Here is a 13,430-nt window from a genome sequence, read left to right on the forward strand (position 1 = left end):
GTTAATAGAAAATATCTGAAATAAAAACAGCGATAAAATCTATAATAAACAGGAGCATCGAAGTATAAACTACCGCTGAATTTGAAGCTTCTCCAACTCCGGCGGTTCCTTTTTTGCTGTTATATCCTTTAAAGCACCCAACAATTCCAATTGCAAATCCGAAGAAAAAGGTCTTCAAAGTCGCAGGGAGCAAATCTGTGAATTCCAGGGCATCAAAAGCCTGGTTGAAATAGAGTTGAAATGAAACGTCTCCTTTTATATTTTCAATAATCGCCGATCCTACTAAAGCGATGAAATCTCCAAAAATAACCAGTACAGGAAGCATAATGGTGGCAGCCAAAACCCGGGTAACCACCAAAAACTTGAACGGATTAGTGCCTGAAACTTCCATGGCATCAATTTGTTCCGTAACCCTCATAGACCCAAGTTCAGCCCCTATTCCAGATCCAATGCGTCCAGCACATATCAGGGCAATAATCACCGGCCCAATTTCCCTCACTATAGAAATACTTATCATCGAAGGCATCCAGGCTACCGCACCAAATTCCAGCAAGGTTGGACGGGACTGAAGTGTAAATACCAACCCTAAAATAAATCCTGTTACTCCAACAAGCAAAAGTGATTTATTACCCATACTGTAACATTGGTTCATCAATTCCCGAAATTCAAAAGGAGTAGAAAAAACTTCCCTAAAATAGCGCCCGGCAAAACGCGAGAGTGCTCCCACCTCTTCAAAAAAGGATCTTAAATTTGAATAAAAATTAAAAGAACTACCCATAATATCCCCGGTTATAAAATAATCAAAGCTATATAAGTTCGTAAGGTGTTGAAATGATTAAAGTCATATCCTAACCCCTTAAAACTTTAATATTTATTAATTTGAAGCTGGGTAAGGTTCCGTCGTATTCGTAATTTAATAGATATAATAAGGGAATACTTAATTTATCTATTAAATTACTCAATAATTTCCAATTTATTACCCTAATTTAGGGTGTAATAATTATTAATAAACTAAAATCGGAATTTATGAACAAAAATTTTATTTTTCTGATGCTTACTTTCGTGATTCTTTTCTCCTGTAAAAAAGAAGAGAAGAAAGAGGAAAAGCGGGAAATCGCCACTTATTCCATTGAACAGTTTATGGACAATGAATCTGTTTATGTAGAAAATTTCTCTCCAGATAAGGCGAAACTTTTGGTGACCAGTAACCGTTCCGGAATCTTTAATATTTACACTGTTCCTGCTGCAGGAGGTGATTTTACCCCCATAACTCAATCTGACAGTTCTTCAATTTTTGCCATTTCTTATTTTCCGGAGGATGAGAGGATTCTTTTTAGAATGGATGATAATGGAGATGAAATATATAAGATCTACGTTAAGGATGGCGATAGTATTCAAAGATTAACCCCGGCAGAAAATGCACGTGCTTTATTTTACGGCTGGACTGAGGATGAAACTGCTTTTTATTATGGAAGCAATCAGATAGATAACCGGTTTATGGATCTTTATAAAATGGATATTGAAAGTTTTACTGCTGAAATGATCTATCAAAATGCAGAAGGTTATGATGTAGGAGCAATTTCTGAAGATGAGAAATATCTTGCTTTATCCAAATCTATAAACACTAATGATTCTGATCTGTTTTTATATAACCTTGAAAATAAACAGACTACCAAGATAAATATGGAGCAAAGTGCTAATTCTGCTCAGGCTTTTTCTGAAGATAATCAATCCCTATTTTATACTACTGATGTAGGAGATGAATTTGCCAATTTGATGAAATACAATTTAGCTGAAGGAACTTCAGAAAAGGTTTTGGAAAAGGATTGGGATATTGTAGGAATGGGTTTTTCAGAAAACGGAAAATACCAGGTCACTTATATCAACCAGGATGCGGCAAACATAGTTGAGGTTCTGAATACTGAAACAGGTGAAATGTTGGATTTGCCCGAATTTGATAATGAAAATATTACCGGAATAAACTTTACCGACAATGAAGCTATGGCTCTGCTTAGTGTGGGTGGTTCCCATACCCCAACAAATACCTACACCTATGACCTTGAAACAAAAAAAATAATCAAAATAACTGATGTATTGAATGACGACATAAATCAGCAGGACCTTGTTAGAGCTGAAGTTGTGAGATACCCTTCTTTTGACGGGCAAGAAATACCTGCTATTTATTATAAACCTCTTAATGCTTCAAATGAAAATCCCGTACCTGCTTTAGTTTTAGTACATGGTGGTCCAGGGGGTCAGTCCAGGCAGGGTTTTAGTTCTGTAGTTCAATATCTGGTGAATCATGGATATGCCATTTTAGCTGTAAATAATAGAGGTAGTAGTGGATACGGCAAATCATTTTTTCAAATGGATGATCAAAAACACGGGGAAGAGGATTTGCAGGATGTGATAGAAGGAAAAAACTGGTTGGCCAAACAACCTGAAATTAATGGTGAAAAAATTGGAATTATGGGAGGTTCTTATGGTGGTTTTATGACCATGGCTGCTTTAACTTTTGCTCCTGAAGAGTTTGATGTTGGTGTTAACTTATATGGGGTTACTAACTGGATGCGGACATTGAAAAGTATTCCACCCTGGTGGGAGTCTTTTAAAGAATCCCTTTATAAAGAAATGGGAGATCCAAATACAGCCGATAGTATCAGATTAAAGAAGATCTCACCTCTATTCCACACAGAAAATGTAACTAAGCCTTTATTGGTTTTACAGGGATCTCAAGATCCACGTGTATTGAAAGTAGAGTCTGATGAGATAGTGGAAGGCGTTCGAAAAAGCGGGGTCCCGGTTGAATATGTTTTGTTTGAAGATGAAGGACACGGATTTGTTAAAAAAGAAAACCAGATAGAGGCTTATGAGAAGACTTTGGAGTTTTTAGATAAGTATTTGAAAGGCGGAGAAACCAATCCGGCAGATTCCGGAGCAAATTCAACAGATAAAATAAAGGTTGATATAGAAAAGGATTGAGAAAATCCAGTAAGACCAAGCATTCAGAAGGTATCCAAATATTTTTTTGATCATGTATTTTGTGTCAAAAAATCATATACATTTGATCCATAAAACAAATAATATTTATTTAAAATGAAAAAATCATTTTTGACTCTTGCTGCAATCGCTTTAGTATTTAGTTTTACTTCTTGTAAGGAAACTACAGTTGAAAAAACTGAAGATACAGAAGTTAATTTAATGGAAACTGAAACCGAAACTCCGGTTGAAGTAATTGAAGAAGCTCCTATTGAAGAAGTAGATGTGGATTCTACCAGTACTGAAGAGGCTCAAGTACAATAAAATAAAAATAGGACTGCTGTAGTTATAGATTTATAATTTTCAGCACTCTATCAGGTATTTTAACCCGATCTTTTTTAAAGGTCGGGTTTTTAATTTTTTAAATCTATTGAGTAAAACAAAACAGGTCAAAAAAAACCCGCCTCAGTTTTAAATGGAGCGGGAGTTGACTTAGAATATTTCTGCTATTTTTTACATCTTATCAGGAACGGGAAAACCTCTATCCCGCATTAAAGCATCAATTGTGGCATCCCTTCCGCGGAATTGACGATACGCTTCTGCAGGATCCATTGAATTTCTGGGAGCAAAAAGAAATTTAACCAATCTTGCTGCAACCTCGTTATCGTAGAATCCTCCGGGAGCTTCTTCAAATGCTTCTGCAGCATCGGAAGTTAAAACATCGGCCCATAAATATCCGTAATATCCGGTGGCGTATCCTTCTCCGGAGAACACATGGCTAAAATGTGGAGAGCGGTGACGCATTACAATTTCATCCGGCATATTTAGTTTGTCCAGGGTTTCTTTCTCAAAAGTTTCAGGATTTATAAGCTCAGGATCTGTGGTGTGATATTTCATATCCATCAATGCTGAAGCTAAAAATTCGGTAGTCGAAAATCCCTGATTAAAAGTGGAAGCTTTTTTAATCTTGTCCACCAATTCTGCCGGGATAGGCTCTCCGGTCTCATGATGAAGAAGGAACCTGTTAATCACTTCATCTGTAGATAACCAACGTTCTAATAACTGCGATTGAAACTCGGTATAATCACGAACTCCTCCATTAAGAGTTGGATATTTCACTTTGGAAGAAAAGAAATGAAGCGCATGTCCAAATTCATGGAAAAAAGTCGTGGCATCATCCCATGAGATCAATGCCGGCTCTCCCGGTGCAGGTTTTACAAAATTAGAATTATTTGATCCCAAAACGTTTTCCTTTCCTTCAAAAGTAGTATGACTTCTGTAGGTTGTAGCCCAGGCTCCAGATCGTTTTCCTTGTCTCGCATAGGGATCCAGGTACCATAAGCCAATATTCGCTCCAGTGGTTTTATCGGTTACTTCCCATACTTTTACATCTTCATGAAAAACCGGTACAGATCCTGCCGGAACCGGTTCAAACTTATAATTAAAAAGTTCTCCTGCGGTGAAAAACAAGGCTTGTGTAAGGTTTCCCAACTGCAAATATTGTTTTACTTCATCTGAATCAAGATCATATTTTTCTTTTCTTACTTTTTCAGCATAATAGCGATAATCCCAAGGCTTTATGGTGATATCTTTTCCCTCAGTATTCGCAAGTTCTTGCATATCCTTAACTTCCTGATCTACTCTGGCAAGGGCAGCTGGCCAAACAGCCTCCATAAGTTCCATGGCATTTTCAGGATTTTTAGCCATTCGGTTTTGTAATCGCCATTGGGCATAATTTTCATACCCCATCAATGCGACACGTTCATCACGTAATTTCAGAATTTCAGAAATTATTTTATTGTTGTCAAACTCATCTTTATTATCACCACGGGAATAATAATTCCTCCATACCTTTTCCCTTAATTCTCTTTCATCCGAATAAGTTAGGAATGGATCCATAGACGATCTTGTGTTGGTGATGGCATATTTCCCTTCCTCTCCACGATCGTTTGCAGCTTTAGCCGATGCTTTTACAAAGGATTCCGGCAAGCCATCCAACTGATCTTTTCCAAGGTAAACCACATAGCCTTCCTCATCTGCAAGAACATTGCTGGAAAATTTAGTATAGAGTCTGGAAAGTTCCATATTTATTTCTGCATAGCGCTTTTTAGCTTCAGGATCCAATCCGGCTCCTTCCATCGCAAAATTTTCATAAATCAATTGAACCACCCGTTGTTGATCATCTTCCAATGGATTTTGCTGAGACCGGTTGTAGATGGTTTTTATCCGTTCATAAAGAGGTTTGTTTTGAGAGATCTTAGAAGAGTATTCGGAAATTTTTGGAGCCAAAACCGTTTGAATTTCCCTGAATTCCGGAGATGAAACATTACTGCTCCAAATGCCATAATAGGTAAATACTCTGTCCAGAGGTTTTCCGGCTTTCTCCATGGCAACAATGGTATTCTCAAAAGTAGGAGCTTCTTTATTATTGGCTATTTGATCTATTTCCAGCAAATGCAACTCCATGGCTTTTTCCATAGCAGGCTGTAATTTATCCAGTTCCACTTTATCAAAAGCAGGAACTCCTCCATAAGGCCCTTTCCATTCTTGAAGTAAAATGGCATCCGGTTCATTTTGTTCTTTCATTTCTGTTTTTTGTTGTTTTTCCTGGGCACTTGATTGCAAAAATGGGGAGGTTCCCAAAGCAAGCAGTACCATTAAGCTTATTGATTTCTTGTTGTAGTTCATTCGTTTAGCGATTAAAGTGTATATTTTTTTTGATGTTTAAAGATATTATGTGTCCTCGTAATAATTTATTATAAAACTTGCATTTTACAAGTGCAAAAATTCAACCAAATTTATAAGTTTTAGTGCATAGGCCACTTGGAATTTCAAATTTGCGGAATTAAGCTGAAAAAAGTGTGGAAATGTGCATTGTTATATATATATAGTGAAATCGGTTCTCAAAGATACAATATATGGATTATATGGTTTTTAGTTAAAAACTCCCTAGTGAAGATAACAATAATTACGAAAATGTTCTGACATACTATTTAATCCCTCACTGAAGGTTTAACTCCCCCGTCCCGACCTATCGGGATGCTTCTTAACTTCAAAATTTTCCTCCCGATTGTAATCGGGACATAGCTTGTGAGCCTGCCCGAAATGAATTTCATTCAGGCGGACCTGCCTGAGGTCCTTGATTTATGTAATTGTTTTTCATCAGTGTGGTGAGTGATTTCAATATCAAAAGATATTTTACTGATTTTTTTTAGGATACACCTCTCACAGATTAAAGCAACAATTTTCAATAATCTAAAAACGAAAAAGGTAAAATAGAATAAAGTATATCACAATCAAATTATATACAACCACTACTGGCCTTTTTTTATTGAGTTAGAGTCCCTTTAAATAAAAATATCAAAAATTTACTTTTTGGGGAAAATCCCCTATTTAAAAGGATGATAATTTAAAATATCTTTATTTTCAATCTATAAATTGCTTCCCCACATTTTACAATTCGAAAATTTTCGCATCCTCCCGACCTTTTTTTTGTTTAAACGGTTCCTTTAATAAGGAAACTAAGGATATTTTATTAACCATTAACACCATGTTTTATTATGAAAACTATTAAACACCTTTTTATGTTTTTTGCATTAAGTGGGCTGCTTTTCACGTCTTGTAGTAAAGACGAAAATTCAGTTAAAGATCCTGATCCAGAAATGGCTACTCTTTCCTTCGGAGCGATTCTTGAAGATTTTGACACCAACAGGGCTGCTTCCAAACAATCCTTAGATGAACTTCCGGAATGTCAGGATGCAGATCCTTTTTATGTGATGATCATCCTTTCTCAAGGAGGTACAAATGTCGTAGGAAGTGAAGAAGCACCATTTAGAATTAACCTGGCTACAGATCAGCTTTTCACGGTTGAGGTACCCGAACTTGAGTTAATCCCTGGAACCTATTCTCTGGATTATTTTGGCGTTTACAGCGAGGCGGGAGATTTGATATGGCTTGCTCCAAGCGGAGGAATTCTCGCTTCTTATTTTGATAATCCACTTCCATTGGAAATAGATCTTAGGGCAGGAGTGAAGAAATATTTTGATGTACCTGTTGTATGTTTTGATAACAGATTTGTAAATGAATATGGATACCTTTTCTTTGATGTAAATACCAATGAGGCTATTAAATTCTGTATTTTTGGTAACTACTGTGATGATACAGGAAGGCATTATCCTGCAGCATTTAGTGTAGATGTTTGGAGCTACAGCAATGGTGCACAGGGAGCTGTCTTATATTCAGATATAACAAATGTAGTAGAATTAAATGATGCGGGAGATTATTCCGGAACCAGTGTTTGTTTTGCATTACCGGACACGAGCGGCCTGGATGAGTATTATTTTGAAATAACCTTATTAAATTCTGATGCTTATGGAAATGTAACCGAAGAGATTATTCGTTCCGGAGTGATAAATGATGATGATGTAAGGGATCTTTTCGATGGTGATGATAACACGGAATATTATCATTTTAGAGAAGGTAATTGTGGTAATGATGACTCTCCAAATCTTTTTACTGAAGGTGGTGGGGGACCGGGAGAATGTGACCCTAACAATTCCAATGACGATTGTGATAATGACGGGGTGAATAATGGGTTGGATGAATGCCCAAGTACTCCTCCAAATGTAGCTGTAAATGCTGTTGGTTGTGATGATGTAACATTACCTGGTCAGGATGTAGTGGTATTTAATGATATAAACATATTTGATGAAGAGGCAATGAAAGATCCAGATAATGTATTACTGGTACAAAATCTGCTAAATTTTTCAACCCTGGGAAGCAGAAATGATGGGGATGTAGTACTAATGGACCGGGGCCGTGGGGCAAACTGTAATACCATTGTGGGTAACGGAGAATGCTCAGATATCGGCTGGTCCACTATGAGGAGTACAATAGAGGGTGAAGGATTTATTTTAATGGATATCTTCTCAACCTCAGGATCACTTACAGAAATTCCAGAAGATGTCAAAATTGTATTCCTGGTTATGCCGACTGTAGCTTACACTGTGAGTGAGATAAACACACTCAAGGCTTTTGCTGCACAGGGAGGAAGAATTGTTTTCATAGGAGAGCATCAAAGTTATTATACCGGTATTGAAGTTGAAAACCAGTTTTTGGTAGATATGGGAGCTGTCCTAACAAATACCGGAGGTAGTATTGACTGTAGCTATAATATTATTCCATCCTCTTCGAACAGAGAACACCCAATAATGGAAGGCATTGAGGAATTAACTATAGCCTGTGCTTCTGTTATCGAGTTGGGTCCTAATGATGCTGCACTTTTCTATGATATTTCAAATACATATGTTCTTGCCGGAGTGGCAAGAATTGATACGACTCCAATTAATCAGTTAAGTCCTGTTAATAACACTAAACGAACAAATGTTGTTTCAGATGTAATGTCAAATCCATCTTCTGCTTCAGGAAAATAGGGGCTATATTTTTTAATTGTAAGTTTTAAATAAAAGCCGTCCCCCGGGGCGGCTTTTTTCTAGCTTAAGAGTTATCAAAGAGAAAAGCAAGAAAGTTCCAAAACCTCTCCCGACTGGAGATCATCGAGACGTTCATTTCCTATTCTTATCCGTACCAACCGAAGCGTTGGAAAACCAATTGCGGCAGTCATTTTTTTGACCTGCCTAAATTTTCCTTCAGTTAATGTAATAGAAACCCAACTTGTTGGCCCGTGCCTGTCATCCCGTATCTTTTTGCTGCGTTCCGGAAAATCGGGTTGACGCTCCAGCCGGAAAGCATGGCATTCTTTAGTGAGATACTTAGCACCACCAATCCCAATCTCAACACCGCTTTTTAACCTTTCAATTGCATCTAATGTTATAGATCCATCTACCTGAACATAATATTCCTTTTCTATTTTTTTACTTCGAACTATCTCACTCGTTTGTCCATCGGTGGTTAGAAACAGCAAGCCTTCCGAGTCTTCATCCAGCCTTCCTATTGCCATAGTTCCCTCCGGGAAATTGTGCAATTCCCCAAGCCTCTTTTTATTCTTTCGGGTGGTTTGATTATTTTCAAACTGACTTAAATACCCGTAAGGTTTAAATAGTTTGAAATGCTTAAAATCGGGCATTGCTTAAAAGTTAAGTGAAAAAGCGAAATTAGGGATTTTCAGTGTTTTTTGTACGCTGAAAATTCCTAATTTCACTTTAATCAAATAGCTAGGAAGCCTGTTTTTTCCTTGTTGAAATTTTAAAAGGAGCATAAAGCGGACAAAATCCTACAAAACTTGTTAGAATAAGGATACCCGCTAAAATTAGTAGAATTATGGCAGCCGTACCCGAAATAGCCTCTGTGAAATACAAAATCGCGACTACTACTGCTAAAAGAATCCGTAGGATCCTGTCTGCCTTTCCCATGTTTTTGTTCATTTTTTTATTAATTAAGTTAGTAGTATAAATGGCTAAGGCTCTATGATAACCTTGATAGCCTTTTCTTTTCCCGCATTCCCGAAAACTTCATAAGCCTCGAGAATGTTATCAAGTTTAAAATGATGCGTGATTAGTTGGGCTGGTTTTAATTTCCCCGATTCTACCGTTTTTAAGAGCATTGGAGTTGTGTTGGTATTTACAAGTCCTGTTGTTAATGTTATGTTTTTTATCCAAAGATCCTGGATCTGGAATTCCACCGGCTTGCCGTGAACCCCAACATTGGCAACATGCCCACCCGGGCGAACGATCTTCTGGCAAATATCAAAAGTCTCAGGGACTCCCACTGCTTCGATCGCAACATCTACCCCGTCTTTGGTTTCTGATAAAATCTTTTTTACAGCATCTTCCTTCGAGGTGTTAATGGTATCTGTAGCTCCAAATTTTTCGGACATTTTCAACCGGTTTTCATCGATATCGATCATATATATTTTTGCCGGAGAATAGAATTGCGCGGTTAACAATGCCGACATTCCAATGGGACCTGCTCCAATTATAGCAATGGTATCACCGGGCTTAACACGCCCGTATTGAACACCTATTTCGTGCCCTGTAGGTAAAATATCGCTCAACATAACCAGCGCTTCTTCATCAGATCCTTCCGGAATGAGGTAAAGGCTATTATCTGCATGAGGGATCCGTACATATTCCGCCTGAGTACCGTTTATAAGATGTCCTAAAATCCAACCACCATCTTCACAATGCGAATACATTTGCTTCTTGCAATATTCACAGGAACCATCAGAAGTGATACATGAAATAATCACCCGATCACCTTTTTTAAAATTTCGGACAGAATCCCCGGTTGCTTCTATAATTCCAACTCCTTCATGGCCTAAAGTTGTTCCGGGCTTTACGGAAGGTGTTTTACCATGTAAAATCCCCAGATCTGTACCGCAAATTGTAGTTTTTGTGATTTTAACCACCACATCGGTTGATTTTTCAATTTTCGGCTTTTGGATATCTTTTAAGGATATCTTACCGGGCCCATCGTATACAAGGCCTTTCATTGTCGAAGCCCCTGATGGCTTTTCTGTTTTTTTGGTTTTTGTTTTCATAGATTTTTATTTAATTCCCCCGATGCCGCCCGCCCCGCCAGGGACGGATTTCATTGGGGGTTGGATATTCATTTTTACATATCTCGTGAACTTGATCAAGAAAATCATTTCTTAAATTTCATAAATATTATCCTTGAATTCTATGACAATGATCATTTATTGGGCGGATAAATAAAATGTAGAAGTATAAGGAACCTAAAAAAAATACATTTTAATCCTATAAGTAGATTTAATCCCTCATTGAGGGTTTTATTCTCCGTCCCGGTAGCTATCTGGATGCCTCGAATTTTTAAAAGGATTTTCCTCCCGATAGCAATCGGGACGTACCTCATGGGCCTGTCTGCCCCGAGGTTCTTGATTTCTCTGTTAATTTCATCGAAATCCCGAATAGTTCATCGTTATACGTTCTTAATTCAACGATTCCCTTGCGGAGTGGAACCACTTTTTGAAAAAACTATGATAAAAAGGAGTCTTGTGTCCGGTTTATTTATTTTATATTTGCAGTGGCCTTGAATATATTGGCTTAAGTAAATCAATAAAATAAATTGAAGATGAAAAATTTAAAACTAGCATTTTTATTTCTTGCAACTATTGGAATGGTAAGTTGTGGTGATAAAAAAGAAGAAAAAGAAGAGATTAAATTGGAATCTCCTTCTGAAAGTACTAAATCAATGGAAGCTGGCGAAACTTCCTCCGATGAGAAAATGGTGGAACTTACCATTACCGGAAATGACCAGATGCAGTATAATAAAAAAGAGCTAAAGGTAAAAGCCGGACAAACCGTAAAATTAACCCTTACGCACGTTGGACAAATGGATGTTAACGTTATGGGGCATAACTGGGTTTTACTGAAAAAAGGAACTGATGTTTCTGAGTTTGGAAATGCTGCAGCTTCAGCTAAAGAGAATGACTATATACCTGTAGGAACCGATGCTGTGATCACGAATACAAAAATGCTTGGTGGTGGAGAATCTGTAACTATAGAATTTGAAGCTCCTGCAGCCGGGACTTATGACTTTATTTGTAGCTTCCCAGGTCATTATGCATTGATGAAAGGAAAATTCATCGTTGAATAAATTAGCTTTTCAGTATAGCTTACAGGCACGAAATTATGATGCCTGAATTTGATGAAATAGATTAGAAAAAGGATCTGACGTTTACGTTTGATCCTTTTTTTTGTTTCGAGATTTATATAATGTGGAACTAAGCCAACAAACGAAAGCTTCTTAAACTGAAATAAATCATTAGTGAATTAGCAAATTTAAATAAGATACAATTGAGGATTCCCGGGTCAAGGAATCCTTATTTCAAATCCCGATTTCCAGCATCAACGAATTAACTTACCTTTGCCGGATGAAAAATAGAATTGAATCCAGAGACATACTTTCCAATTTGGGCTTTGAAAAGCTTAATAAAATGCAGGCGCTTGCCGGAAAAGCTATCCTGGAAGAAACAGATGTTTTGTTGCTTTCGCCCACAGGTTCTGGAAAAACCCTCGCGTTTTTGCTACCGGTTTTTGAAATGCTTAAACCCGGCGTTAAAAATGTGCAATGCCTTATCCTTGTTCCATCCCGGGAATTGGGCTTGCAAATCGAACAGGTTTGGAAAAACATGGGAACCAATTATAAGGTGAATATCTGTTATGGAGGACATTCCATAGATACTGAAATAAATAACCTTAGCAATCCTCCAGCGTTGCTTATTGGTACTCCGGGAAGGATCATGGATCATTTGGAAAGAGATTCATTTGATACCTCCGGAATAGAGATCCTAATCCTGGATGAATTTGATAAATCGCTTCAAATGGGGTTTCACGATCAAATGTCTTTCATTATTCAGAATTTACCTCAACTCAAAAAACGTATTTTAGTGTCGGCTACTTCCGAAGTGGAGATTCCACGTTATACCGGGGTTTCAAACCCAAAGATCCTGGATTTTAGCTCAATGGCAGCTCCGGAGGAAAACCTGACTTCGAAATTGGTAATTTCAAAAGACAAAGATAAAATCGATAGCCTTTTCTATTTGCTTTGTTCTTTAAACTCGGAAGCAGCCTTGGTATTTTGTAACTACAGGGAAGTCGCCGAGCGAATAAGTGATCTTTTGAATGAAAAAGGGATTCATGCAACCTACTATCACGGAGGAATGGATCAGGATGAACGCGAACGGGCATTGATTATGTTTAGAAACGGAAGTGTGAGTTATTTGATCACAACCGATCTTGCCGCCCGTGGGCTGGATATCCCGCAAATGAACCACGTAATCCATTACCAGTTACCACATAAAGAGGATGAATTCACTCACAGAAACGGACGTACCGCCAGAATGTTGGCAACCGGAACCGCATATATTATCCAAAGTGAGGCTGAAGAAACACCCGATTATCTGGATAAGAAAATGGAGATCTTACAAGTTGATTTTAACAGCAAATTGCCAAATCCCCCCGAATTTGAAACCATTTATATAAGTGGTGGGAAGAAAAACAAACTTAATAAAATCGATATCGTTGGATTTTTCTCAAAAAAAGGGAAACTTGAAAAAGGTGATCTTGGCCTGATAGAGGTGAAGGATTTTATTTCATTCGCGGCTGTAAAAACCAGTAAGGTCAATTCTATGCTACAAAATATAAGCAATGAAAAGATGAAGGGAAAAAAATTCAAGATCGAAGTAGCAAGGAAAGTGATCAAAAAAGAAGAAGATCGCTAAAGAAAGTTATTGTCTTCCAAAAAATAACTTACCTGGGAGGAGACTTCGGGGTAGCAGATCTTATTTAAAAGTAAATTCTTTTCAATTCTTTCCCAAAGAATGATAAAATCTTAAAATAGAAATACATCCTATAAAAAATTGGCTTGTATATAAGAAATTTACTAATTTAGGATTTTATTAACAAGAACAAGCAAGCTTACCTGGATTCCCTCCGGAATTTTAAGTGACTATAGAAGGATAAAAATAGATT

At 37.4% G+C, this 13,430-nt stretch carries 10 protein-coding genes; 5 read left to right on the forward strand and 5 right to left on the reverse strand.

The window, feature by feature from the left end; all coding sequences use genetic code 11:
* Nucleotide 1 precedes the first annotated feature (1 nt).
* Nucleotides 2–778: an MlaE family ABC transporter permease gene (locus GILLI_RS15975; protein WP_006990159.1), complete on the reverse strand. Its 777-nt coding sequence runs from the start codon at nucleotides 776–778 to the stop codon at nucleotides 2–4.
* A gap of 248 nt (nucleotides 779–1,026) precedes the next feature.
* On the opposite strand from GILLI_RS15975, the gene GILLI_RS15980 reads away from it, so the two are divergent.
* Nucleotides 1,027–2,982, forward strand: coding sequence for a S9 family peptidase (locus GILLI_RS15980; RefSeq protein ID WP_006990160.1), 1,956 nt, complete (start codon nucleotides 1,027–1,029; stop codon nucleotides 2,980–2,982).
* A gap of 114 nt (nucleotides 2,983–3,096) precedes the next feature.
* Nucleotides 3,097–3,303 carry a hypothetical protein gene (locus GILLI_RS15985; RefSeq protein ID WP_006990161.1) on the forward strand — a complete coding sequence of 69 codons (207 nt, stop codon included), beginning with the start codon at nucleotides 3,097–3,099 and terminating at the stop codon, nucleotides 3,301–3,303.
* Nucleotides 3,304–3,492: 189 nt separating this feature from the next.
* Here the strand turns inward: GILLI_RS15985 and GILLI_RS15990 are convergent, their stop codons facing one another.
* Nucleotides 3,493–5,667, reverse strand: coding sequence for a M3 family metallopeptidase (locus tag GILLI_RS15990; protein WP_040506713.1), 2,175 nt, complete (start codon nucleotides 5,665–5,667; stop codon nucleotides 3,493–3,495).
* 896 nt (nucleotides 5,668–6,563) lie between these two features.
* Here GILLI_RS15990 and GILLI_RS17790 point away from each other — a divergent pair.
* Nucleotides 6,564–8,411 (forward strand): motility-associated ABC transporter substrate-binding family protein, encoded by a 1,848-nt coding sequence (locus tag GILLI_RS17790; RefSeq protein ID WP_006990163.1) that lies wholly within the window; start codon nucleotides 6,564–6,566, stop codon nucleotides 8,409–8,411.
* Between the two features lie 74 nt (nucleotides 8,412–8,485).
* On the opposite strand, the gene GILLI_RS16000 is transcribed toward GILLI_RS17790, so the two are convergent.
* From GILLI_RS16000 to GILLI_RS16010, 3 genes are all read right to left on the reverse strand, one after another.
* Nucleotides 8,486–9,064 (reverse strand): pseudouridine synthase, encoded by a 579-nt coding sequence (locus GILLI_RS16000; protein WP_006990164.1) that lies wholly within the window; start codon nucleotides 9,062–9,064, stop codon nucleotides 8,486–8,488.
* Between the two features lie 88 nt (nucleotides 9,065–9,152).
* Nucleotides 9,153–9,362 (reverse strand): YgaP family membrane protein, encoded by a 210-nt coding sequence (locus tag GILLI_RS16005; protein ID WP_006990165.1) that lies wholly within the window; start codon nucleotides 9,360–9,362, stop codon nucleotides 9,153–9,155.
* 32 nt (nucleotides 9,363–9,394) lie between these two features.
* On the reverse strand, nucleotides 9,395–10,477 hold the full coding sequence (locus GILLI_RS16010; protein WP_006990166.1) for a zinc-dependent alcohol dehydrogenase family protein: 1,083 nt from the start codon (nucleotides 10,475–10,477) through the stop codon (nucleotides 9,395–9,397).
* Between the two features lie 551 nt (nucleotides 10,478–11,028).
* On the opposite strand from GILLI_RS16010, the gene azu reads away from it, so the two are divergent.
* Together azu and GILLI_RS16020 are read left to right on the forward strand one after the other, a co-directional pair.
* Nucleotides 11,029–11,553, forward strand: a complete 525-nt coding sequence (azu, locus tag GILLI_RS16015) for an azurin (protein WP_006990167.1) — start codon at nucleotides 11,029–11,031, stop codon at nucleotides 11,551–11,553.
* 277 nt (nucleotides 11,554–11,830) lie between these two features.
* The gene (locus GILLI_RS16020; RefSeq protein WP_006990168.1) at nucleotides 11,831–13,180 is read left to right on the forward strand and encodes a DEAD/DEAH box helicase; all 1,350 of its coding nucleotides are present in this window, start codon (nucleotides 11,831–11,833) and stop codon (nucleotides 13,178–13,180) included.
* Nucleotides 13,181–13,430: the final 250 nt, after the last annotated feature.

Source organism: Gillisia limnaea DSM 15749 (assembly GCF_000243235.1).
Classification (GTDB): Bacteria; Bacteroidota; Bacteroidia; order Flavobacteriales; family Flavobacteriaceae; genus Gillisia; species Gillisia limnaea.